The following is a 22,722-nucleotide window of genomic DNA, read 5'->3' on the forward strand; positions in this document are numbered from 1 at the left end:
ATCGCGGCATCGATGCGGCGCAGCCATTCAGCTTGCCGGAAGACTCTCCCAAGCGCCCGTTCGAGCCGAGCGGAACACGGCATCGATGACTCGCATGTTTGCGCGCGCATCTTCCAGCGGGATCGCCTGTGGGTTGCCGTTCAATATCGCCTCGGCAAAAGCCGTTGCGGCCACACCGTACTGATCGCAGACGGGAAGCTCCAGCCAGCGATCCGCATTTCCTTGCTGACTCACCAGGAGACGCGTGGGCCGGTCGTTCGGCGCGTTGAATGGAATTTCGACCTCGATACGCCCCGTGGTGCCATGAAACTGCATCCGCTGATAGGGATAAACCTGGGTCGAGTAAAAGAAGCTTGCCTGCACGCCATCGAAATCCAGCAGCACGGAGCCGAGCCGGTCCACCTCGAACGACGGATCGCGCTCCATCAGCGCGACCACCCGCTTCGGTTCGCGGCCAAGTATGAAGCGCGAGGTCGTGATCGGATAGCAGCCGATATCCAGGAGGCCGCCGCCGCCCAGTTCGTTCTGGTTGCGAATGTCGCGCGCGTTGGTGTTGTAGTAAGTGAAGCCCCCGGTCACGGCCCGCAACTCGCCTATGGCGCCTTCCTCGATCAAAGCCCGCACCTTCAGCCACTGCGGATGCGTGCGAACCATAAAGGCTTCCTGGACGTACCGGCCGCTCTTGTCGCGCGCGGCGATGAGACGCTCGGCCTGTTGCGCGTCCAGCCCAACCGGTTTTTCACACAACACGTGCTTGCCCGCTTCGACGGCCTTGATCGTCCATTCCATATGGAGATGATTGGGCAACGGTATATAGACCGCGTCGATTTCCGGGTCTGCCAGCAGCGCTTCGTAGCTGCCGTACGCGTGCGCGAGACCATACTTCGCAGCGGCTTCCCGGGCCTTTTCCTCTGAACGCGAAGCAATCGCTTTTACGCGGCACTTCGGTGCGCTGTGCATGGGCACGACGACCTTGTCGTTGATTTTCGAAGTGCCCAGGATACCCCAGACGATTTCATCCTTTGCCATGACGTTCCCTATCGATTCGATGACGTGAATTCCGGAATGGACTGAAAAACGAGCGCACGACAAGCAATGGCCAACGCTCGACCGGTGGAGTCTACACCCGGGGGAAAACCATGATCGCCTCGTCATCGGGCGGACCGCGTAACAACTGACTACAACTGATGGGTAGTTGAAAGCACAACGTCATCAGAGATTCGCCTTCGCCCGACACAGTGCTCAGGTTGTGCGCAGCTCCCTCGCAATTCCCCGCAACGTTCCCTACAACGCAATTCAAAAACGAGGTAAAACATGGAGAATACGACCCGGTGGTCACGGATAGGCGCAGTCGTTGGAGCGAGTGCTCTCGCGCTCGCGGGCGTACAGTCGACGGCGTACGCAGGCGACATGAAGGACGTGAAGCACGTCCTGCTGATCAGCTTCGACGGCCTGCACGAGCAGGATGTCGCCCGCTGCATCGGCAGCAACAGCTGCCCCAACCTCGCATTGCTCGCCAAATCGGGCGTCACCTACACGAACGCGCACACGCCCCATCTGTCCGATTCGTTCCCCGGTCTCGCGGCGCTCGTGACGGGCGGCTCGCCCAGGAGCGCGGGTCTCTTCTATGACGTCTCATATGACCGGACGCTCTACGCTCCGCTCGATTCGAAGTGTGCCGGCCCGCAAGGCTGGAACGTCGTGTTCGACGAAACGACCGGCATCGACGCGCAGAACGGCGGCGCGCTGGTCCACCTCGACGGCGGCGGCGCATTCAATCCGCAAGCCATTCCGTATGCGAAGATCAACGGCGTCTGCACGCCCGTGTACCCGCACAATTACATCAAGACCAACACGGTCTTCGAAGTGATCAAGCAGAATCTGCACGGCTCGCACACGGCGTGGGCCGACAAGCACGCGTGGGGCTATGACTGGGTCAACGGGCCGTCCGGCAAGGGCGTGGACGATCTCGCGCGCACCGAGATCAACTCGATCGATCCGAAGACCAACTCGGACTATACGGACGTCTACACGCATACCGAGGTCTTCGACAACCTCCACGTGCAGGCGCTGATCAACCAGATCGACGGCCTCGATTCGACGGGCAAGACGAGCGCGCCCGTGCCCACGTTGTTCGGCACGAACTTCCAGACGCTCAGCGTCGCGCAGAAGGCGACGGTCGCGAAGCAAGGCGGGTACCTCGACGCCGACTTCACGCCAGGCCCGCAGGTCGCTGCGGCGATCACGTACCTCGACAACTCGCTCGGGCGCGTGGTCACGGAGTTGAAGCAGCGCAATCTTTATGCCTCGACGCTCATCATCGTGACGGCCAAGCACGGCCAGTCGCCGACCGATCATACGAAGCTGGTGAAGAACGGCGATACGCTGACGGCGCTGCTGGAGGCTAACAATTATCTGGATCCGAACGGCAACTTCGGTCAGAACAATACGAAGACGGGCAGCCTGAACGACGGCACGGGCCTTTCTGGCACCGGCATGGTGCAGACCGACGACGTCGGCCTGATCTGGCTGCGCGACCAGAGCCAGAAAGATGCGGTCGTGAAGACGCTGAAGGCCAACCTGGGCTGCAACGCGCCGGGCATCTGCGCGGACGGCCCGCAAGCGTACATCCTCACCGGCGACCGTCTCGCGGACTGGTTCGGCAATCCTTCGAACGGCCGCACGCCCGATATCGTCGTGCAGCCGAACCCGGGTGTGATCTATACGTCGAGCAAGAAGAAGGATGAAGAGCACGGCGGCAACGCGCCCGACGACAGCCATCTGGGTCTCGTCGTGTCGTTCCCGGGCCTCAAGCACGCCGGCCGCACCGACGACCACTACGTGTTCACGACCCAGGTCGCGCCGACGATCCTGAGCGCGCTCGACCTCGATCCGCGTCTGCTGCACGCGGTGCAGGTCGAAGGCACGCATCGTCTGCCGGGTCTTGGCCTCGACGACGACAAGTAAATCGTTAGCAATCGGCAGCGGCAGTCATCGGGCGTTCGATGGCTGTCGCGCCGCCGGTCCCGCTCAGACCGTCTGCAGCCCTTCGATATCGCAGATGCGAATCAGCTTGCCCTGCGCATCGATCAACCCGCGCTTCTGGAAGCGCGACAGAATCCGGCTGACCGTTTCGAGCGTGATGCCGAGATAGCTGCCCATGTCTTCGCGCGACATGCGCAGGCGGAACTCCGCCTGCGAATAGCCGCGCTGCCAGTTGCGCGACGAGACGTCGAGCAGGAACGCGGCCACGCGCTCTTCGGCGCTGAGCGAGCCCAACACCATCATCTGCGAAGCTTCCTGATTGAACTGGTCGCCCATGAGCCGATGCAGCCGGTCCTGCATCGTGCCGCTTTCGCGGCAAAGCGTCTTGAGCGCGGCGTAGGGCAGCGTGCAGATCGAACTGTCTTCGAGCGCGACCGCGCTGAACGCATGGACGTCGTTGGCAATGCCGTCGAGCCCCAGCGCATCGCCCGCGAGACGCAGTCCCGTGATCTGCTCGCGGCCGTCACGGTTGACGATGAACGTCTTGAGCGAGCCGGAGCGCACGGCGTAGAGATTGTCGAAGCGGTCGCCCGAGCGGTAGAGCGCTTCCCCGCGGCGCACCTTGCGCGCGCCGCAGATCAGGGCCTCGAGCTTGGGAAGCTCTTCCGCCGGCAAGCCTTGCGGCATGCAAAGATGGCGCATTGAGCACCCCGAGCAGCGCGCACTGGGCTGCGTAGCCCCGAGAGGAGCACGACTGCTTTGGCGCACGACGATAGCGGATCCTGCGACGGGTGACAGCATCGGACGACTCCTTCGTTAGCTTATTTTGAAGATTTCGACGCATTGTCACACCATGCGCGTGCGTCAATGTGGTGGCAAAATGCCGCGCACCTGAACCGCGAGCGCTTGCGCCTTGTCACGTAACGGTTTCGCCGGCTATCTCGCCCGCTTGCGCAAACGCAAGCGACGCAAAAACAACACCGCCGATGCACGACCCGCGCGCGCGCTGAAGGTCACTCGGCGCATTGTTCGGCACGGTCCGGTCCGACTGCGGATTTTCCCGAACGAGTTGACTTCGCCGGTATCGCCGGCGCTGCTCCATCCGCAATTTCTTCCGCTGTTGCCGGCCGTCCACATCCGTTGACCGGTCATTTCGACTGTCATGTTAAGCGACGAAAGGCGTGAACGTTGCATTTGGCACCCCCTCGCATTCTGCAGACCATCCGTCAGCTGGTGGACTTCGCATCGATCGCGCCGCACGCACTCATATTCGGCTGGCAGGAAGCAAATCAGGTACTAGAATGCATGGATGCAGGTGAAGCGAAGGCGGTCTGTTCGATCGAAACATTCAGCGGTCGATGTTTCGAGTTCGTCATTGGAGGGTTCCTCATGACGTGCCTGAACGAAAAGATTGTCGGTGCAGCCTTTCTTATGCTGAGCGGTTACGCTTACGCTCAGAGCACCTTCATGAGCGCTCCCGAAACCATGACGCTCGCCAATATCGCGCCGATGCCCATGGAGGTCGTTCCTTCACTGCCAGAACCTCAGGTGTATCTGCACCGTTACGAACTGGAATATCAACAGAATCAGGAAAAGCCGTTTTACGCGCAATTGGAGAATTTTTATAGCGCGCCAATCGCACACGACAAATACCATTACGAGTTCACGAAGTCCGCACACGGCAGCGGGTATGGTGAGCCGCAGGCCGCGCTGCCGTCTTCCGGCTATCTGCACATCGGCCCTTCCACAGCGCCGCAAATTTCGATTCTTCAGGTGCCCGACAGCACGTTGAACATCGGCGCGCAGCCTCAACGCAGGCTCTCGCTCACCATGGACCAATGGGTGTTTTCCGCCACTGCGCGAGTCGCCATTCTTCATTCGCACAGCACTGGCGCGACAGTCACCGTTCGGCGCAGTTTCTAATCGAGCGCGCGAGTTCCGGGCACACATTCGGCCGCGCCTTCAAAGCATTGGCAAGTTCGGAGATCCCGCAGATAAGAATTCGGACTTGGCGTGAGCCGGTATTTCGCACCTGCTTACGTGGTTCGCTCTTCTGCGGCCATTCGGGAACGGGCCATGCTACAGCCATCCCGACCGAACCCAGCCCTGCCCGATGAATCCGCACCATACGCACGATAGGCCCGATACGACCACTACGTCCGATAAGCCCGTCATCATCGAAACCACGCTGCCCGCGCGCCTCGACCGCCTGCCGTGGGGGCGCTTTCATGTGCTCATCGTCGCGGCGTTGGGCGTCACGTGGCTCCTCGACGGCCTCGAAGTCACGCTGGCCGGTGCGGTGGCGAGCGCGTTGAAAACGAGCCCGGTTCTGCATCTGGACAATGCGCAGGTGGGCCTCGTGGGCAGCGCCTATATCGCGGGCGCGGTGTGCGGCGCACTCGGCTTTGGCTGGCTCACGGACCGGCTCGGCCGCCGCAAGCTCTTCTTCATCACGCTGGCCGTCTATCTGCTCGCCACCGCGGCCACGGCGTTCTCCTGGAGCTTCGCGAGTTTCCTGGTCTTTCGTCTGATCACCGGCGCTGGCATAGGCGGCGAGTACGCGGCCATCAATTCGACGATCCAGGAGTTCACGCCCGCTCGCGTGCGCGGCTGGACCGACCTCTGCATCAACGGCACGTTCTGGGTCGGCGCGGGCGTTGGGGCGGCGGGCTCGCTCGTGCTGCTCGACCCGCATCTGCTGCCCGCCGACTGGGGCTGGCGCGTGTGCTTTTTCATCGGCGCGGTGCTCGCGCTCATCATCCTGCCGATGCGCCGCTGGATTCCGGAAAGCCCGCGCTGGCTCCTCACGCACGGCGGGCACGGCGAAGCCGGACGCGTCGTGCAGGACATCGAGGCGCGCTTTCGCGCTGCCGGCCATACACTCGACGAGCCGTCCGGCGCCCCGCTGCGCCTGCACGCGCGCAGCCATACGCCGCTGAGCGCCGTGTTTCACGCCCTCTTCGTGCGGCACCGGCGGCGCGCGCTGGTCGGCCTTTCGCTGATGACGGCGCAGGCCTTCTTCTACAACGCGATCTTCTTTACCTATGCGCTCGTGCTCACGGAGTTCTATGGGGTGCCGGGCAGCGAAGTCGGCCTCTACCTGCTGCCGTTCGCGCTCGGCAACTTTCTCGGGCCGATCATGCTGGGACGCCTCTTCGACGTGATCGGCCGGCGCACGATGATCGCCGCGACCTACGCGCTCTCGGGCATGCTGCTCACGGCGAGCGGCTGGCTGTTCGCGCAGGGCATCCTCACGGTGAGGATGCAAACCGGCGCGTGGATGGTGATTTTCTTTTTCGCTTCGGCTGCGGCGAGTTCGGCTTATCTGACCGTGAGCGAGTCGTTTCCGCTGGAGATTCGCGCGCTGGCCATCGCCGTGTTCTATGCGTTCGGGACTGCGCTGGGCGGCATCATCGGCCCCGCCTTCTTCGGGCGGCTGATCGACACCCACCAGCGCAGCGAGGTGTTCACGGGCTATGTGGTGGGCTCGGCGCTCATGATCGGCGCGGCGTTCGTCGCCGCGATCTGGGGCGTGGACGCGGAGCGCAAATCGCTCGAGCATGTGGCCGCGCCGCTTTCGGCTGTGGGAGACGAGTGAGGCGGGCGACGTGCGGCACACTCCGATCGGCTAAGATACGGCTCCGCCAAAGGCATTTATCGAACCAACGGAGTATTTCAGTGATTCAGGCAATTCAACCGGGCGCCGTATTCAAGGACAATCTCGCCCTGCTGCCGGGCATCGACGGCATCGAGCGCATCGATCTCGTGGACGGCCAGGGCGCCGTGGTCGCGAGCATCGAGAACAAGCCCGGCAAGCAGGGCTCGCTCGCGGTCTACCACTATCTGCGCGAAGCATTCGGCTCGCTCGACGCCAACGCCGCGGAACACGGCCTCGCGGTGTTCGCCGAGCACACCGCCGACGCGCGCAACCGTCCGGGCGCGCACCCGAACGTGGACCGTCTGCTGGAGATCGCGGCAGGCGGCCCGGCGCTGCGCATCGATGTGATCCCGGCGGCTTGAATCCCGCATAGGCGTTGCGCACCAACCGGCGCGCAACGCCTGCCGCTTTCCTTACCTCACGCCGACAGCGCTTCGAGCCTTACGCCATTCGTGCGCGGCCCGAACCCGCCAATGGAAACCATCACCGCGACCATGCACACGGTGATGCCCGCAAACACGCCGCTCACGCCGAAGTCGCGCAGCAGCGCGGCAATGACGAATCCCGACATCATCGCGCCCACGCGGCTCGCGGAGTACACGATTCCATTGGCGCTGCAACGGATCGCGGTGGGAAAAAGTTCGGCCTGGTAGGCGTGGTAGCACACGGAGATGGTCTGCCCCGCGAGACTGATCAGGACTCCGAGCGAAATGAGGGCGGCCACCCCGCGCGCCTGCGCGAACAGTAGCCCGAACACCACGACCGCGAACGCCGAGCCGACGATGAGCCACTTGCGCTCGATGCGATCGGCCACGAGCATCGCGAGCAGCGGCCCGCAAGGCAACGCGATGGCGATCACGAAAGCATAGAGCAGGCTCTTCGTCACGGTCACGCCCTGCCCGATCAGCAGCGTGGGCACCCAGTTGGCAAAACCGTAGTAGCCGATGGCCTGGCACAGGTTGAACGCGATCAGCATGATGAGGCGCGCACGGTACGGCGGCCGCCAGAGCTCCGCGAGCGAGGCGCGCCGGTGCACAGGCAACGCGGGCGTGGGCGCGGGCTCCGGCAAGGCCGCACCGCTTTCGCGCACGGCGCGCTGCTCCATCTGCGCGATCACGCGCTCCGCCGCCTCCGTGTGGCCGTGCGAGACGAGCCAGCGCGGGCTCTCCGGCACGGCGCGCCGCACGAACCACACCAGCGCCGCGCCGAGCGAACCGGCCAGCACGACCCAGCGCCAACCGTCGAGACCGAGCGGCGCCTGCGGCACGAGCCACCACGAGAGCAGCGCCGAAATCGGCGCGGCCGAAAACATGATGGCCTGGTTCCATGCCATGGCGCGGCCACGCATCTGCTGCGGGACCATTTCGGTGACGTAGCTATCGATCGTGACGATTTCGATGCCCACGCCGATTCCCGTGATGAAGCGCCACAGGATCAGCCCCTGCGAGGTGTGCTGGAACGCCATCGCCACCGATCCCGCCGAATACCAGAGGAGCGAGAACGTGAACACGCTTCGTCGTCCGAATCGATCAGGCAGCCAGCCGAGAAAGAACGTACCGACGAAGAGGCCCGCGAACGTCGCGGCCACGAAAGCGCCGATGCCGTTGAAGCCGAAGAATGCGTGCGTGGTGGTTTGCAGCATGCCGCTTCTCGCCATGCCAGGCGCGATGTAGCCCGTGAAGATGAGATCGTAGACCTCGAAAAAGCCGCCGAGCGAAATCAGCGTCACCAGCATCCAGAGTTGCCGCGTGGCGGGCAAGCGGTCAATGCGCGCGGAAAGCGCCGCCGCGGCGCGATTGCCTGCTGGCATGGCCGTGACGGCGTCGAGCGGTTCCTCCGCCCCCATGGTTCGTTGCATGTTTGTCTCCGTGACGACGCCTCGCTGGGCGTCTTTCTTGTGGAAGCCGGGTGTGCGCGCGGCGCGTGCGAACTTCTTGCGGATCATTGCACGCGCAACCATCAAGTCAACCCGGCGGGGGAATCGCCAAGCGAGAAACGTGGCACCTCTGTGCCGCGCGCCGGCTCAAGGCTCGGCGTGCGTCCTCAGGCCCGCCAGCACCTCTTCGGTGTGCTCGCCCACGCGCGCAAGCGGCTGGCGCACGCCGGGGCGGCGGCCGCCCATCAGGAGCGGCAGCAGCACGACTGCGGTCATGCCGCCATCGTCGGTCTGCATGGGCGCCAATCCGCCGCTCGCCTTCAGGTGCGGGTCGTCGAACAACTGATCGGGGCGCACGATCGGCGCGTAAGGTATGCCGGCCGCCTCGAGGCGCGGCGTGAGTTCGGCCACCTGATGCGTGGCGAGCACGTCGGCAAGACGCGCGAGCAGTTCGGGCCGCGCCGCCACGCGCAGCGCGTTGTTCGCGAAGCGCGGTTCGTCGGCGAGCCGCGGGCAGCCAATCACGTCGCATAGCGTGATGAACTGCTTGTCGCTCACCGCGCCGATGAAAAGCTGCTCGCCCTGTGCGAGCGTGAACACGTCATACACGCTCCATGCCGAAACGCGCGAAGGCATGGGTGGCGGCGCCTCGTGCGTCATGGCGTACTGCTGCATATGCTGTGCGCTCAGGAAAACGCAGTTTTCGAACAGCGCGCTTTGCACCTCCTGGCCGCGCCCGGTCGCATCGCGCTCGCGCAGCGCCGCCAGCACGCCGATCGCGCCGAACATGCCGCCCATGATGTCGTTGACGGACGTGCCCGCGCGCAGCGGACGCCCGGCGGGGCCGGTCATGTACGAGAGTCCGCCCATCATCTGCACGACTTCGTCGAGCGCGAGACGCTTTTCGTACGGGCCAGGCAAAAAGCCTTTGTGCGAGACGTAGATGAGCCGCGGATAACGCGGCGAGAGCGTGGCATAGTCGAGCCCGAGTTTTTCCATGAGGCCAGGGCGGAAGTTTTCGAGCACCACATCGCAAGCGCCGATCAGCTCGACGGCCGCCGCGCGCCCGGCCTCGGTGTTGATGTCGAGCACCACGCTTTTCTTGTTGCGGTTGAACGAGCGGAAAAAGCCGATGCCAAGACCTGGCAAATTGCGCGTCTTGTCGCCGCCGGGCGGCTCGATCTTGATGACTTCGGCGCCCAGGTCCGCGAGAATCATCCCGCAGGTGGGGCCCATGACCATGTGCGAGAATTCGACGACGCGCACGCCTTCGAGCGGAAGCCGGCTGACAGTGTTCATATGGATCTCTAACTAATCAGGCATACAGATTCGTGGAGCGGGACGCAGAGCGAAACGTCTTAGGCAGGCCCGCGCGCCAAAGCGTGCCGTGCAGGGTTTCACCCGCCAGCCACTGCCCTACGCGCGCGCGCAGCGCCAGCAAGCGTTCGATGTCGATGCCGGTGTCGATGTCCATGTCGGCGAGCATGAACGCGAGGTCTTCGCTCGCTGCGTTGCCGCTCGCGCCCGGCGCATGAGGGCAACCGCCGATGCCGCCCAGCGTGGCGTCGAAGCGCGTCAGGCCCGCCTCCAGCGCGGCATAGACATTGGCGAGCGCGAGGCCGCGGGTGTCGTGAAAGTGCGCGCACCAGAGCCGCTCACCCGCGATCTCGCGGGCGGCTTCAAAAAGCGCACGCACGGCGGCGGGGTTCGCATAGCCTACGGTGTCGGCGAGACTCACCCGGTCCGCGCCCGCATCGAGCAGCGACTGCATGCAGCGCAGCACTTGCGCTGGCTCCACGCGCCCTTGAAGCGTGCAGCCGAAGGCCGTCCCGATGCCGCCTTCGATCAGCGTCTTCGCGCCGCTCGCGTCGCGCGCGGCACGCATGCGCGCCACTTCGGCCACGACTTCCTCAGGCGTCTTGCGCAGGTTCGCGAGGCTATGCGCCTCGCTCGCGGAAAGCGGCACGAGCATGAGGTCCGCTTGCGCTTCGAGCGCGCGTTCGGCGCCCTTCAGGTTCGGCACGAGCACCGAGACGAACAAGTCCGGAAGCGTCTTCGCGTATGCGACGAGTTCAGCGGTGTCCGCGAGTTGCGGCAAGAGGCGCGCGGGCACGAACGAGCCCACCTCGATCTCGCGCTGCCCGGCTTCGTGCGCCGCACGTATCCATTCGATCTTCTGGTCCGTAGGCAGCACGGTCGCGATGCTTTGCAGGCCGTCGCGCAAGCCGACCTCGCGGATCACGGCGCGCGCGTGGGCCCATTGCGGCAAAGGGGGCATGAAGGTGTCTCCGTTGTTGTCTCCAGCGATGTGCTAACTTTAGACATTCCGCGAAATGCATAAAGCGGTATTTTGGAAGCCCCATGATTCCATCTCGGAAACACCGTTAGGAGACGCCGTGCGCGACATCGATCTCAAGACCCTGCGCTTGCTGGTGAGCGTTTGTGAACATGGCAACATGGGCCGCGCTGCGCGCGAGGAGCATATCGAGCCCTCCGCCATCAGCAAGCGCATCGCCCAGCTCGAGAGCGAGTTCGGTGTGCCGCTGCTCACGCGCTCGCGCCGCGGCGTGCAGCCCACGGCTGCCGGTACCGCGCTGCTGGAACACGCACGCAGCGTGATCTTCACGCTGGAGCGCGCCGCGAGCGACATTGCCGCGCTCGGCGGCGGCCTCTCGGGCAGCGTGAACGTGTGCGCCTCGGCCTCCGCGATCGCCGAGGCGCTGCTCGACGATCTCGCCGTGTTCATGCGCCTGCCCGCCTATCAGAACATTCGCGTCAATGTGGAGGAGCGCACGTCGCACGAACTGGTCGAGCGTGTGCGCGACGGAGCGGCTTCGCTGGGCGTGTGCTGGGACAAGGTCGAGCTTGGCGGCCTGCAGTCGCGCCCGTGGCGTGAAGACCGCCTCGTGCTGGCCGTGCATCCCGGGCACCCGCTTGCGAAGCGTCGCACCATCGCGTTCGAGGAGACGCTCGATTACGAGCATGTGGGCCTTGCGCCCTCCACTGCGGTTCATGCGATGCTGCGGCAGTCTGCGGCACGCAGCGGGCGCACGGTGGCCTACCGTGCGGTGGTGTCGAACTTCGACGCCGCGTTTCGCGTGGTGGCCGCGAATCTCGGCATCAGCGTCGTGCCCGAGGAGGTGAGCACGACCTACCGGCGCATCATGGATGTGCGCACCATCGCGCTTTCGGACGCCTGGGCGCGGCGCCGCTTCATCGTCTGCTTTCGTGCGTTCGACACGCTGCAGCCCGCGGCCCAACGCATGGTCGAGCATCTCGTGGAGCGGGCGGCGCAAAAAAAACGCAGCGCAACGAGCAAGGGGTGACTGCGCACCCTGGAAGCGCAAGTCCATCTTCTCGCGCCACAATGGCGAACCCACCCCAACTGCGAGGAGCGCGCGATGGCCCTACCTTACGGCTACGTTAAAGCGAAGATTGCTACCGCACCGCAATTGAAGTCCACGCGGCGACCACACGAAGTTCAATATCATCTGCACTTCGGCATAACGGTGGACGGCGCCCAATGGGACATCGCCGTCAACGTGGGCACCACGGATGCCGACGACCTGCTCAAGTACAAGCTCGTGTTCGACTTCAATCACGCCGCGCTCCCCACGCTCGCCAATGCCGCCGAGGGCTCGACGGATCTCACCGGCACCGCCGTGCTGCCCGCGATCGACTTCCAGCGCAGCGACTTTCTCGCCAACACGGGCGCGTGGCGCAACAGCGACGTGATGGACGGCTCCAGCCACGTGGAACCCGTCGCCTCGCTCGAACGCCTTCTGTTGCGCGCGCAACAGTCTGCACTCGACGTGTACGTGTTCGGCCGCTTCTTCAGCGAAGGCGGCGGCATGCACGACGTCCACATGAACCAGGGTTCCACGGGCGGGTTCATCCACCGCGCGGGCGACGATGCGAACGACCACAACGACATCTGGCAGGACGGCGCACTACTGGTGGATCTCGGCGATCCCGAATGGGCCTTGTACGTGGCGGCCTTCGACAAGCAGTACGTGCCGACTGACGATCTCGGCAACCCCACGCAGGATGCCCGGCCGATGTCGTGAAGGTCAACGTAGAGGCCGCGCGGGCACATCCGTCGCCGGAATGCGCCCGCGTTTGCGCGCGCGTTCATGCAGCCGTTCAGGCGGAAACCCTCACAAGCGATCTTCGAATTCGAGTCGTTTAATCTGCTGAAATCCATTCTAAATTTCGCTCAAAATTAACGAAGAATTGCGATCCGCGCTCGCTTAGCACGCGAATTGTCGTCAATCGCCGGATATTTTGCCAGTCGCACGATGCGCGCCACGGGCGGCGCAGGCCCCTGGAAATACGTCACAATGCGACATAAAATAAAGGCCCAGTTCGCCCATTCATGTGCTCACCGCGTATGAAACCCGCTATTTTCTCCGCGCTAATCGCTCTGGCTTCGGCCCCCGCCGCATGGGCCATGGGCGTGACTCCGGCAAACGAAAAAGCAGATCTGCCCTCCCCCCAGAGCATGGCGCCTGCCACGTTGCATTGGCCTCCGCCCTCGCCCTCGTCCATCCCATTGGGCATCTCGCGCGCGACGATGCACACCGAGTCGCAGCAACACGGCAAGTCGTATTTCGAAGCGGTCCCGCCTGGCAATGAGAGGCTCGACGATGAAGGCGCGCCCTTGCGCAGCGACCGCTTTCGCTGGAACCAGCCTTAGCGTTCGCATGCCGCTGCGTTTCGTGCGAGGAGATAGTCAGCGTTCCTGATCGTTCTTGTGCAGCCTGGATGAAGCTACCCAGCGCTTCGCAGCAGGCCGAGGACCTTCGTGGCGGAGCCGCCGTTCGGCTCCCCGCCAGCGTCTTCATCGCACAGCGGCGATCCGCGCCTACCTGGCGAAAAGCTGGCCGATGTCCTTGAATGCCTTGAATTCGAGTGCATTGCCGCACGGATCGAGCAGGAACATCGTGGCCTGCTCGCCCACCTGACCCTTGAAGCGCACATACGGCTCGATCACGAACTGCACGCCAAACGTCCTGAGGCGCTCGGCCAGCGCCTCCCACTCGCTCCAGCCGAGCACGACGCCGAAATGCGGCACGGGCACGTCGTGGCCGTCCACGGGATTCGTGTGAGCGTTCTCCTGCGAGGCGGTTTTTGGATGCTCGTGAATCACGAGCTGATGGCCGAAGAAGTCGAAATCGACCCACTGCGCGCTGGAGCGCCCTTCCGCAAGACCGAAAACGCGCCCGTAAAAGTCTCGCGCGGCCGGCAGGTCGTACACGGGAATGGCGAGGTGAAATGGCGAAAGCGACATGCGTGTCTCCACTGTGTCCGAAAGCGATCCTGTCATGGTAGACAGGCCAAAGCAAAAACGAAATCAATATATAATTTCTTGATATACAAATATTATTGATGAATGATCCGCGAACTCAGAACCCTCGTTGCCGTAGCGAGCGAAGGCACCTTCGCCGCGGCGGGCCAGAAAATCGGTTTGACTCAGGCCGCCGTAAGCGCGCAGATGCAGCGCCTCGAAGCGGAACTGGGCTTCGCGCTGTTCGACCGCGAGGGGCGCGCCGCCCGCCTGAATGCGATGGGCGAGCACATCCTCGCCCAGGCGCGGGAGGTCATCCGGCTTTATGAGAACCTCAGTTCGAGCGCTGCGGGCCCCGCGGCGAGCGGGCGTGTGACGCTCGGCGCGATCGCCTCCGTGCAACGCTCGCTGGTGCCCGACGCGCTGGCGGAATTCCATCGCCGTTGCGCCGGCTGCCGCACGCGCGTGATTCCCGGGGTTTCGATGGAACTGCACAATCTCGTGGATGCGGGCGACATCGACATGGCGGCCATCATCCGTCCACCCTTCGCACTGCAAAGCGATTTACGCTGGACCACGCTCGCTCGCGAACCGTTCCGGCTCATCGTGCCGCGTCGCGTGAAAGGTCGCGATTGGGCCGATCTGCTGGCGACCCAGCCGTTCATCCGCTACGACCGCGCGTCGTTCGGCGGGCGCCAGGTGGACCGCTTCCTGCGCCGCATGCATTGCACGGTGCAGGACGTGAGCGAGCTCGACGAGCTCGAAGCCATCGTCGGGCTGGTCGCGAACGGCCTGGGCGTCGCGCTCGTGCCGCAGACATCGGCGTGGCGCCAATGGCCCGCCTCGGTGCGGGCGATCGACCTCGGGCAGCATACGTTTCACCGCGACGTCGGGCTCGTGCATCGCGCGCCGGGCACGCTGAGCGACCCGGCGCGCCTTCTGGTTCAGTTGATCGAAGCGCGCGCCAGTGAGCACAACGCAAGCGCGGATCGATAAAAGCGCATGGCGGGCTGAAAACGCACATTAGCAGACCAGAACAACTCCCTTCAGGGCGTCCGCCGCTAGAAGCCTTCTGACGACAGAGCCTGCCGCCACGCCCGGCGGCGACGCGCCTCCGGGTTGAGAGCAGTCGTTTCAACCAAAATCCAGAAAAAATACATTAAAAATAACTAGACAATAATCAATACGATTGCGCAAACCACTAGACCGCATCGACTCTCCCAGAGGAATGCCTATGCCGCGCCCCATCACTGCCCGCATCCAGCCCGATGCCATCCGTCACAACCTGCAGCTTGCGAAACAAATCGCCTCCGGATCGCGTGCCTTCGCCGTCATCAAGGCCAACGCGTACGGACACGGCATAGAGCGGATCTACCCGGCGCTCGCCGGCGCGGACGGCATCGCCCTGCTCGATCTCGATGAAGCCGTGCGCGTGCGCGAGCTGGGCTGGAGCAAACCGCTGCTGCTGCTCGAAGGCGTCTTCGAACCCGCCGACGTCGAGCTGGCCGTCGCGCACCGTCTCACGGTGGCCGTGCATTGCGACGAGCAGCTCGATCTGCTCGCGGCGGCGAATCCGCGGCGTCCCATCGATATCCAGTTGAAGATGAACTCGGGCATGAACCGCCTGGGCTTCCGCCCTCACGCGTATCGCGCCGCCTGGGAGCGCGCGCGCGCCATGCCTTCGATCGGCGCGATCGGCCTCATGACGCACTTCGCGAACGCCGACGAAGGCCAGGTCGACTGGCAGCTCGACACGTTCGACGCAGCCGTGCAGGATTTGCCCGGCGAGCAGTCGGTGTCGAATTCGGCGGGCTTGCTCTGGCATCCGCGCGCGCATCGCGACTGGGTGCGGCCCGGCACGATTCTCTATGGCGCATCGCCCACCGGCGTGGCGCGCCACATCGAAGGCTTCGGCCTGCGCGCGGCCATGACGCTCACGAGCCGCATCATCGGTGTGCAGACGCTCGCACCTCAAGAAACGATCGGCTATGGCCGCACGTTCGCAGTCGACCGTCCCATGCGCGTCGGCGTGGTGGCGTGCGGCTATGCGGACGGCTATCCGCGCCACGCACGCACCGGCACGCCGGTCGCCGTAGGTGCCGTGCGCACGCGCGTGGTGGGCCGCGTATCGATGGATATGCTCACCGTCGATCTCACGCCCTGTCCGGAAGCGGGCATCGGCTCCAGCGTCGAGCTGTGGGGCGATCAGGTGCGCGTGGACGAAGTCGCCGAAGCGTCGGGCACGATCGGCTACGAGCTGATGTGCGCGCTCGCGCGGCGCGTGCCGGTCGTCGTTGCGGACGATGCAGCCGATGCGCCGGCTGCAGACAAGCGTGGGGAGCACGTCGCTGCCTGACCGCCTGGCAAGTCTGCTGAGGATGATTCATCAACTTTCCGGTTGAGACCGGGCCCGGCATCATTTATTTTCTGCGTTGAGACGCGCGGCGCATCGCACGCCGCGCGGCAGCAGCGCGATCCTTTTCCTCAGGTAGCACGCCCGGTTCCCAGACCACGTCGAAGCCTGCCCCATTGCGCGTGCAACCAAAAAGACTGACGCGCTTCGACCACGCAGGACGTACGTTCGCGATCGGCCGCTCGAAAAACAAGGTCTGCGCAAGCGAGGGGCTCTGCACGCGCGAACACGTGCTCGCGACAAAATGTCCAGCAACTGAAGCAATAGTGTCGCGCAAACGTTAGCGCGCGATGCATTGATCGCTACGTTGTATTAAACAAGCCGACTCGAAGTCTTTCTCCTCTCCATGTAACGAAAATGACATAAAGAGCCATTAGCGTGCTTAATCTCCATATTAATCGGAATGGATAGGCATGCACCCCGCGCTCGCGCAGTTTCGTCGTCCGGGACTTTCCACAGGTCCGCGCAGCGCCGGAGAACTGGCTCTGGAAGTTCCGGCCGTCGACGCCGCGGATCCGAACGCCCTTGTCATGGAGATCTTCTATTCACGGCGCGATATGGGCAGCCTCGCTGTGATCGAAAACGATCGTCCCATCGGGCTGATCAACCGCGACATTTTCATGTCGCAAATGAGCAAGCCGTTTCATCGCGAACTCTATGACAAGAAGAGCTGCATCGCATTCATGGACAAGGATCCATTGATCGTCGATGCGGAGATGAGCATCGAAGCGCTCACCTTCAAGACGGTGGAAGTGGGCGAAAAGGCGCTCGTGGATGGTTTCATCGTGACACGCGACGGCCGGTTCGCCGGCGTGGGCAACGGCCTGCGTCTGCTCTCCATCGTGGCGGAAATGCAGGCGGAGAAGAATCGCCAGATCATGCAGAGCATCGAGTATGCGAGCGTGATCCAGCAAGCCATGCTGCGCGCCTCGCGCGAGACGCTCTCCAACACGCTGCCCGATGCGGCGCTCGTCTGGGAACCGCGCGACGTGGTCGGCGGCGACTTCTATCACTTCGCTGCATTTGCCGACGGCTGGTTCGGCGCGGTGGCCGATTGCACGGGCCACGGCGTGCCAGGCGCGTTCATGACCCTGCTGGCCTCGGCTTCGCTCTCCCAGGCGCTCGAACAGATCGGTCCGCGCGACCCTTCGGCACTGCTTGCGGCCGTGAACCGCAACGTAAAGGGGCTGCTTGGCCAGATCAACGGCGCGGGCGACACGCCGCAGTCCAACGACGGGTTGGACGCCGCGTTCTTCTGGTTCGATGCCGCCAGCCGGGTCCTGCACTTTGCAGGCGCGCGGGTCGCGCTCCATGTGCTGCGCCCCGACGCGGCGCAGTTCGACACCATTGCCGGCGAACGCATGGGCGTGGGCTACGTAGACAGCCTCGCCGATTACACATGGGCGCTGCACGCTGTCGAGTTGCCGCAGGGCAGCCTGCTGTTCGTTTCCACCGACGGCCTGACCGACCAGATCGGCGGCCCACGCAAGATCGCATTCGGAAAACGCCGCGCGCTCGACAGGATTCTTGCAGAGCGCGAGAACACCGCTCCTTTCATCTGCGCACGCCTGCTCGAGACATTCGCCGAATGGCAAGGCTCGCAAACGCGCCGCGACGATGTCACGCTTTTCTTTGCACGAGTTTGAGGTAGTCCAACACCATGTCCGGCATTCTGGATCAAAACTGCTGCTTCTTCGAAATCGCCCAGAAGCGCAATTTGCTCTTCTATCACAAGGGCTATTTCTCGCATAGCATCGTCGCCGCGATGAGCGAGGTCGTGAAGCTGCAACTCGCAGTCGCGGGACTGAGCACGTCGACACGCAGACGCATCTTCTCGTCGTTCATCGAGCTTTCGCAGAACATCGTGCACTACTCGTGCGACGCGTTGTCCGAAGATCAGGGGCAAGGCGGTGCGATTCGCGAAGGCGCGATGTGCATTTCGGCCGAGGGCGAGCGTCATCTCATGGTGTGCGTGAATCCCGTCGCCGCGGGCGCCGTGAACGCATTACGCGAGAAACTGGAGCCGCTGCGCAACATGTCGATCGAGGAAATCAAGGAGGCCTACAAGATGTCGTTGCGCGCCGAAGCGCCGCCCGACAGCAAAGGCGCCGGGTTGGGATTTCTGACGATGGCGCGCGACGCCAGCGCGCCGCTCGAATTCGCGTTTCATCCACGCGAAGGCGACCCGGACACCACACTGTTTTGCCTCAAGACCATCATCTGACCAGGGCACGCGAACAAGATGGAAAACCTTTTTATCGCCGCCACCGCAACGTCGCCGGAAATCGACTTCCGCTTCGACGAAAACGTGCTGTCATTGCGAGGCGAGTCGTATCCCGAGAACGCCGCCGCGTTCTATGCGCCCGTCATCGAGCGGCTCAATGGCTGGCTCAAGGCCTGCAAAAACGCCGCGATCACGGTTGAGGTGACGCTCACGTACTTCAACAGCTCGAGCACGAAGATGCTGTTCAACGTGTTCGACGCGCTCGAACGCGCCGCTTCGGCGGGCAACCAGGTGCAGGTGAACTGGTATCGCGACGCAGAAGACGAAACGATCCTCGAATTCGGCGAAGAACTGCAAACCGACTTTACGTCAATCAAGTTCAACGATTGCCCGGTTGCGACCTGAGCAGGCCTTGAGGACTACGCGCGTGGAAACGACTGCCCTGCGGGACACATCGAAGGATCATTCTCTTGAGCTGTTCCGCAGCGAGAGCGAGGCGCTGGCGCGCGCCCGGGCGATCGCCGCGGATGCTGACTCGCACGCGCAGCATTATCACGAGGCGCTGACCGAGCTCATCGTGCATTACGAGCGCCTGATGCGCGAGACCCGGCGCCTCATCCGGCGCAGTGATCGCGCCGAGCGCGAGATGCAGGCGCTGACCCAGCAGCTGCAATTTCGCGCGACGCACGACGCGCTCACGGGCGTGCTCAACCGGAGCGCCGTGATCGAACGCACGGCGAAGGCGCTGCGCGCGGATCGTGCGGTGATGATCCTGCTCGATATCGACGACTTCAAGAAGGTCAACGACGACTTCGGGCACCCTGCCGGCGACGCCGTGATTTCCGGCATCGTGCACTGCCTTCGGCGAATCCTCGGCGAAACGGGCCTTATCGGGCGCGTTGGCGGCGAGGAATTCACGGTGGTACTGCCGGGCTTCGAAATCGCCGAGGCGCTGCAACTAGCCGAGCGCATGCGCGCAACCATCGCCAGCCACACGTTCCCTGCCCCGGTGAACCGCCCCATCACGGCGAGCTTCGGCGCGAGCGACAATCCGGCGGGCACGGACTTCGACACCGCCTATGGACTCGCCGACTCCGCCTTGTACACCGCGAAGCGCGCTGGCCGGAACTGCGTGACATTCGAAGGACATATCGCATCGGCGAGTTGAAAGGGCTGTGGATTTGCTCGCCCACGCGCCGCTTGTCCGGTATGCGTTTTCGCTTCGCTCAACGCTACTACAATGGTGCGGATAAAGTCGCCACGCGCAGGCATATTCCAGACAAAACGCGCGTCGACGAAAAGATCAGCGAGGCGATCGATGGCAACGAAGCGGCCGCAACACCTGGCATTGCCCGGGCAAGTCGTGCTCGTCTTGCAGGGCGGCGGCGCGTTGGGCGCCTATCAGCTCGGCGTCTACGAAGCGATGCACGAAGCCGGCATCGAGGTGGACTGGGTAATCGGCACGTCCATTGGTGCGATCAATGCGGCGTTGATCGCCGGAAATTCTCCGGAGCGCCGCCTCGAACGTCTGCAGGAATTCTGGCATCGCGTCACTGACCGAACCCGGCTCGACGTCGCGGCTTCATGGCCCGGTCTCGCGCCCGGGTGGGACAAAACGTTTGCAAAGCTGATGATCATCGGCGGCGGGATTTCGGGCTTCTTCCAGCCCAATCCGGCTTCGTGGTTCGGGCCGCTCGCGCGCCTCGGCGTGGATCGCGCGTCTTACTACCGGATCGCGCCGTTGCGCGAAACACTCGTTTCGCTGGTCGACTTCGAACGGCTCAACGCCGGGCGCCCACGACTGACCGTCGGCGCCGTGAACGCCCGTACGGGCGCGATGCGCTATTTCGATACGCGCGACCAGCGCCTGAACGTCGAGCACATCATGAGTTCGGGCGCGCTGCCGCCCGCGTTCCCGGCCGTGCGCATCGACGGTGACCCGTACTGGGACGGCGGCATTTATTCCAATACGCCGGTCGAGGTCGTGCTGGACGACAAGCCGCGCAGGAGCTCGATCATCTTTTCGGCGCAGGTGTGGAATCCGGCCGGCCCCGAGCCGGAGAGTATCTGGCAGATCGCGGAGCGACAGAAGGACATTCAGTACGCAAGCCGCACGGAAAGCCATATCGCACGTCAGCAGCAGATACACCGATTGCGCCACGTGATCCGCGAACTCGCGAAACGCGTGCCCGAAGCCGAGCGCGACTCGCCCGATGTCGAGGCGCTTGCCGCCTGGGGCTGCGAGACCACCATGCGCCTCATCAAGCTCGCGGCGCCGCGGCTCGATGGCGACGACCAGCTGAAAGATATCGACTTCACCCCCGCCGGCATTGCCGCGCGCAGGCGCGCGGGCTACGAGGCCGCCACGCGCGCGATCGCCGCAAAGCCATGGGAAGCGCCCATGGATCCGATAGAAGGGTTGTGCGTTTACACTGCAGACGAAGGGTAAAACGGAAAACGTTATTGCAGGCGCGAACCGGAGACTGCCCCATCTGGACGAATCGCTCCCGTCGATTGACGACAACGAACCTGACTGGCGGTCGCCGCCGTCCATCGCGCCATCGACCATTTCGTTTTCCGCTTGCAGCGCGAACTCGGCGCAATGCCCGCTGTCATGGGCGGAATTGACGCATTGGTCTTATGCGGTGGCATCGGTGAGAATAGCCGCATCATCGGCCGCAGGGTCTGCGAGCGCCTCGGCTGGACGGGGATCGAAATCGACAAAACCCGGAGTTCTCGCGTACTACCGTCATGATCGTTCGCACCCGCGAAGATCTGGTCATCGCCCGCGCCGCCCGTGCGGCCGCAGGCGCTTCATAAGGAGCCGCAGCATGAAGGGCGCGCTAAAAGCCGGTGCAGCTGCCGAACTGATCCCCGACGGCGCGAGCCTGTTGATTGGCGGCTTCATGGCCGTCGGATCGCCAGAGAGGCTGATCGATGCGCTCGTAGCACGGCGCGCAAGGGATCTCACGGTGATCGCCAATGACACGGCGCTCCCCGGCAGGGGAATCGGCAAGCTGATCACCGCCGGCGCCGTCCGCCGCGTCGTCGCCTCGCATATCGGCCTCAATCCGGAAACGCAGGCGAAGATGATGGCAGGCGAAATCCATTGCGAACTCGTCCCTCAAGGCACACTGGTCGAGCGCATCCGCTCCGGCGGCATGGGACTGGGCGGCGTGCTGACCGCGACCGGCCTCGGGACCGAAGCCGCAGAAGGTAAGCAGACAATCGAAGTCGAGGGAAAGACGTGGCTCGTCGAGCCGCCGATCACGGCCGACTACGCGCTGATCGGGGCCTGGCAGGCCGACTATGTCGGCAATCTCTGCTATTTGCTGACCGGCCATAACTTCAACCCGATCATGGCGCTTGCCGGCCGCACGGTGATCGCCGAGCCCGAGAGCATCGTGCCGGTGGGCGTCATCACGCCGGATGCGGTCAAGACGCCCGGCGTTCTGGTCCATCATCTCATCATTCGCGGCTAGGAGGGCACATCATGGACGCCAAGGAACTGATCGCCCGCCGCGTCGCGCGCGAGATCGAGCCGGGGATGCTGGTCAATCTGGGAATAGGGCTGCCGAGCCTGGTGGCGAACTACGTTCCCGCCGACAAGGGCGTGTTCTTCCAGGCCGAAAACGGCGTGATCGGCCTCGGCGCCCGTCCGCCCGAGGGCATGGAGGACCCGCATTTGACCGACGCCGGCGGCGGGTTTGTGACCGCAGTTCCGGGTGCGGCGTCGATCGACAGCGCCATGAGCTTCGGCCTGATCCGCGGCGGCCACCTCGACGTGACGGTGCTCGGCGGGCTGCAGGTCGATGAGGCGGGGCAACTCGCCAACTGGAAGGTGCCCGGCAAGATGGTGCCCGGCATGGGCGGCGCCATGGACCTGGTGACCGGCGCCCGGCGGGTGATCGTCGCCATGCAGCATAGCGCCAGGGGCGAGGCGAAGATCGTCCCTGAATGCACGCTGCCGCTGACCTCGACGCGACGCGTCGACCTGATCATCACCGATATGGCGGTGATCGAGCCGACGGATGAGGGCCTCGTGCTGCGCGAGCGCGCGCAAGGCGTGTCGGTCGAGGAGATCCGCGCGGCGACCTCCGCCGCGCTGATCGTCCCGGACCACGTACCTGAAATGCAGCTTGCCTGAGGGACGTTCGATGCCAGAGCATCGCCAGCGACGAGTGGGACGCAAGGTCTCTGGCCCAGGGACGCGCTATCGCTGCGGAAAAATGACCTCACCCCAGCGCGTTCCTGCCGCTCGAAGCGGTATCGGCATCTC

22 protein-coding genes are annotated in these 22,722 nt (G+C 64.0%); 16 read left to right on the forward strand and 6 right to left on the reverse strand.

Going from position 1 to position 22,722, the window contains the following annotated elements; translation table 11 throughout:
- Positions 1-27: 27 nt before the first annotated feature.
- Positions 28-1,029 (reverse strand): Gfo/Idh/MocA family oxidoreductase, encoded by a 1,002-nt coding sequence (locus VSR34_RS10740; RefSeq protein WP_342962509.1) that lies wholly within the window; start codon positions 1,027-1,029, stop codon positions 28-30.
- Between the two features lie 285 nt (positions 1,030-1,314).
- Between VSR34_RS10740 and VSR34_RS10745 the strand changes: the two genes are divergently transcribed.
- A complete protein-coding gene (locus VSR34_RS10745) occupies positions 1,315-2,967 on the forward strand; it encodes an alkaline phosphatase family protein (RefSeq protein ID WP_342962468.1) in 1,653 nt (550 codons plus the stop codon).
- Positions 2,968-3,030: 63 nt separating this feature from the next.
- On the opposite strand, the gene fnr is transcribed toward VSR34_RS10745, so the two are convergent.
- The gene (gene fnr / locus VSR34_RS10750; RefSeq protein ID WP_081715946.1) at positions 3,031-3,786 is read right to left on the reverse strand and encodes a fumarate/nitrate reduction transcriptional regulator Fnr; all 756 of its coding nucleotides are present in this window, start codon (positions 3,784-3,786) and stop codon (positions 3,031-3,033) included.
- A gap of 387 nt (positions 3,787-4,173) precedes the next feature.
- Here fnr and VSR34_RS10755 point away from each other — a divergent pair, with 387 nt between their 5' ends.
- The 3 genes from VSR34_RS10755 (at position 4,174) to VSR34_RS10765 (ending at position 7,005) form a co-directional block, all read left to right on the forward strand.
- On the forward strand, positions 4,174-4,908 hold the full coding sequence (locus VSR34_RS10755; RefSeq protein ID WP_244145291.1) for a hypothetical protein: 735 nt from the start codon (positions 4,174-4,176) through the stop codon (positions 4,906-4,908).
- 190 nt (positions 4,909-5,098) lie between these two features.
- A complete protein-coding gene (locus VSR34_RS10760) occupies positions 5,099-6,583 on the forward strand; it encodes an MFS transporter (protein WP_042288564.1) in 1,485 nt (494 codons plus the stop codon).
- 83 nt (positions 6,584-6,666) lie between these two features.
- Complete coding sequence (locus tag VSR34_RS10765; RefSeq protein WP_238327753.1) at positions 6,667-7,005, forward strand: DUF2322 family protein; 339 nt, start codon at positions 6,667-6,669, stop codon at positions 7,003-7,005.
- Positions 7,006-7,061: 56 nt separating this feature from the next.
- On the opposite strand, the gene VSR34_RS10770 is transcribed toward VSR34_RS10765, so the two are convergent.
- The 3 genes from VSR34_RS10770 to VSR34_RS10780 form a co-directional block, all read right to left on the reverse strand.
- The gene (locus VSR34_RS10770; RefSeq protein WP_342962510.1) at positions 7,062-8,453 is read right to left on the reverse strand and encodes an MFS transporter; all 1,392 of its coding nucleotides are present in this window, start codon (positions 8,451-8,453) and stop codon (positions 7,062-7,064) included.
- A 213-nt stretch (positions 8,454-8,666) separates the two neighbouring features.
- Positions 8,667-9,818, reverse strand: coding sequence for a CaiB/BaiF CoA-transferase family protein (locus tag VSR34_RS10775; RefSeq protein WP_342962469.1), 1,152 nt, complete (start codon positions 9,816-9,818; stop codon positions 8,667-8,669).
- A 16-nt stretch (positions 9,819-9,834) separates the two neighbouring features.
- The gene (locus VSR34_RS10780; RefSeq protein WP_342962470.1) at positions 9,835-10,797 is read right to left on the reverse strand and encodes a hydroxymethylglutaryl-CoA lyase; all 963 of its coding nucleotides are present in this window, start codon (positions 10,795-10,797) and stop codon (positions 9,835-9,837) included.
- A gap of 118 nt (positions 10,798-10,915) precedes the next feature.
- On the opposite strand from VSR34_RS10780, the gene VSR34_RS10785 reads away from it, so the two are divergent.
- Positions 10,916-11,845 (forward strand): LysR family transcriptional regulator, encoded by a 930-nt coding sequence (locus VSR34_RS10785; protein WP_028230233.1) that lies wholly within the window; start codon positions 10,916-10,918, stop codon positions 11,843-11,845.
- 75 nt (positions 11,846-11,920) lie between these two features.
- Entirely contained in the window at positions 11,921-12,586 is a 666-nt protein-coding gene (locus tag VSR34_RS10790; RefSeq protein WP_342962471.1) for a DUF2278 family protein, read from the forward strand.
- A gap of 797 nt (positions 12,587-13,383) precedes the next feature.
- On the opposite strand, the gene VSR34_RS10795 is transcribed toward VSR34_RS10790, so the two are convergent.
- On the reverse strand, positions 13,384-13,809 hold the full coding sequence (locus tag VSR34_RS10795; protein WP_028211321.1) for a VOC family protein: 426 nt from the start codon (positions 13,807-13,809) through the stop codon (positions 13,384-13,386).
- A 102-nt stretch (positions 13,810-13,911) separates the two neighbouring features.
- Here VSR34_RS10795 and VSR34_RS10800 point away from each other — a divergent pair, with 102 nt between their 5' ends.
- From VSR34_RS10800 to VSR34_RS10845, 10 genes are all read left to right on the forward strand, one after another.
- Entirely contained in the window at positions 13,912-14,802 is an 891-nt protein-coding gene (locus tag VSR34_RS10800) for a LysR family transcriptional regulator (RefSeq protein ID WP_028211320.1), read from the forward strand.
- Between the two features lie 238 nt (positions 14,803-15,040).
- Positions 15,041-16,162 (forward strand): alanine racemase, encoded by a 1,122-nt coding sequence (gene alr, locus VSR34_RS10805; protein ID WP_342962472.1) that lies wholly within the window; start codon positions 15,041-15,043, stop codon positions 16,160-16,162.
- A gap of 587 nt (positions 16,163-16,749) precedes the next feature.
- Positions 16,750-17,865, forward strand: a complete 1,116-nt coding sequence (locus tag VSR34_RS10810) for a SpoIIE family protein phosphatase (RefSeq protein ID WP_342962511.1) — start codon at positions 16,750-16,752, stop codon at positions 17,863-17,865.
- A 14-nt stretch (positions 17,866-17,879) separates the two neighbouring features.
- Positions 17,880-18,443 (forward strand): SiaB family protein kinase, encoded by a 564-nt coding sequence (locus VSR34_RS10815; protein ID WP_028211317.1) that lies wholly within the window; start codon positions 17,880-17,882, stop codon positions 18,441-18,443.
- Between the two features lie 18 nt (positions 18,444-18,461).
- Positions 18,462-18,848, forward strand: a complete 387-nt coding sequence (locus VSR34_RS10820; RefSeq protein WP_342962473.1) for a DUF1987 domain-containing protein — start codon at positions 18,462-18,464, stop codon at positions 18,846-18,848.
- Positions 18,849-18,870: 22 nt separating this feature from the next.
- The gene (locus VSR34_RS10825) at positions 18,871-19,611 is read left to right on the forward strand and encodes a GGDEF domain-containing protein (protein ID WP_342962474.1); all 741 of its coding nucleotides are present in this window, start codon (positions 18,871-18,873) and stop codon (positions 19,609-19,611) included.
- Positions 19,612-19,761: 150 nt separating this feature from the next.
- A complete protein-coding gene (locus VSR34_RS10830; RefSeq protein ID WP_028211314.1) occupies positions 19,762-20,892 on the forward strand; it encodes a patatin-like phospholipase family protein in 1,131 nt (376 codons plus the stop codon).
- A 111-nt stretch (positions 20,893-21,003) separates the two neighbouring features.
- Positions 21,004-21,198, forward strand: a complete 195-nt coding sequence (locus VSR34_RS10835; protein ID WP_255217791.1) for a hypothetical protein — start codon at positions 21,004-21,006, stop codon at positions 21,196-21,198.
- A gap of 76 nt (positions 21,199-21,274) precedes the next feature.
- Positions 21,275-21,925, forward strand: a complete 651-nt coding sequence (locus VSR34_RS10840; RefSeq protein ID WP_028211313.1) for a 3-oxoacid CoA-transferase subunit A — start codon at positions 21,275-21,277, stop codon at positions 21,923-21,925.
- Positions 21,926-21,933: 8 nt separating this feature from the next.
- On the forward strand, positions 21,934-22,590 hold the full coding sequence (locus VSR34_RS10845) for a 3-oxoacid CoA-transferase subunit B (protein ID WP_272945656.1): 657 nt from the start codon (positions 21,934-21,936) through the stop codon (positions 22,588-22,590).
- Positions 22,591-22,722 lie beyond the last annotated feature (132 nt).

This window comes from Paraburkholderia sp. JHI2823 (assembly GCF_038900695.1).
GTDB lineage: Bacteria > Pseudomonadota > Gammaproteobacteria > Burkholderiales > Burkholderiaceae > Paraburkholderia > Paraburkholderia mimosarum.

Bases quoted from the DNA above. Each gene is read 5' to 3' on its own strand.
- VSR34_RS10770 (WP_342962510.1), bottom strand. From the start codon at position 8,453: ATGCCAGCAGGCAATCGCGCCGCGGCGGCGCTTTCCGCGCGCATTGAC.
- VSR34_RS10775 (WP_342962469.1), bottom strand. From the start codon at position 9,818: ATGAACACTGTCAGCCGGCTTCCGCTCGAAGGCGTGCGCGTCGTCGAA.
- VSR34_RS10830 (WP_028211314.1), top strand. From the start codon at position 19,762: ATGGCAACGAAGCGGCCGCAACACCTGGCATTGCCCGGGCAAGTCGTG.
- VSR34_RS10745 (WP_342962468.1), top strand. From the start codon at position 1,315: ATGGAGAATACGACCCGGTGGTCACGGATAGGCGCAGTCGTTGGAGCG.
- VSR34_RS10815 (WP_028211317.1), top strand. From the start codon at position 17,880: ATGTCCGGCATTCTGGATCAAAACTGCTGCTTCTTCGAAATCGCCCAG.
- fnr (WP_081715946.1), bottom strand. From the start codon at position 3,786: ATGCTGTCACCCGTCGCAGGATCCGCTATCGTCGTGCGCCAAAGCAGT.
- VSR34_RS10740 (WP_342962509.1), bottom strand. From the start codon at position 1,029: ATGGCAAAGGATGAAATCGTCTGGGGTATCCTGGGCACTTCGAAAATC.
- VSR34_RS10820 (WP_342962473.1), top strand. From the start codon at position 18,462: ATGGAAAACCTTTTTATCGCCGCCACCGCAACGTCGCCGGAAATCGAC.
- VSR34_RS10810 (WP_342962511.1), top strand. From the start codon at position 16,750: ATGGAGATCTTCTATTCACGGCGCGATATGGGCAGCCTCGCTGTGATC.
- VSR34_RS10760 (WP_042288564.1), top strand. From the start codon at position 5,099: ATGAATCCGCACCATACGCACGATAGGCCCGATACGACCACTACGTCC.
- VSR34_RS10840 (WP_028211313.1), top strand. From the start codon at position 21,275: ATGAAGGGCGCGCTAAAAGCCGGTGCAGCTGCCGAACTGATCCCCGAC.
- VSR34_RS10790 (WP_342962471.1), top strand. From the start codon at position 11,921: ATGGCCCTACCTTACGGCTACGTTAAAGCGAAGATTGCTACCGCACCG.
- VSR34_RS10795 (WP_028211321.1), bottom strand. From the start codon at position 13,809: ATGTCGCTTTCGCCATTTCACCTCGCCATTCCCGTGTACGACCTGCCG.
- alr (WP_342962472.1), top strand. From the start codon at position 15,041: ATGCCGCGCCCCATCACTGCCCGCATCCAGCCCGATGCCATCCGTCAC.
- VSR34_RS10780 (WP_342962470.1), bottom strand. From the start codon at position 10,797: ATGCCCCCTTTGCCGCAATGGGCCCACGCGCGCGCCGTGATCCGCGAG.
- VSR34_RS10800 (WP_028211320.1), top strand. From the start codon at position 13,912: ATGATCCGCGAACTCAGAACCCTCGTTGCCGTAGCGAGCGAAGGCACC.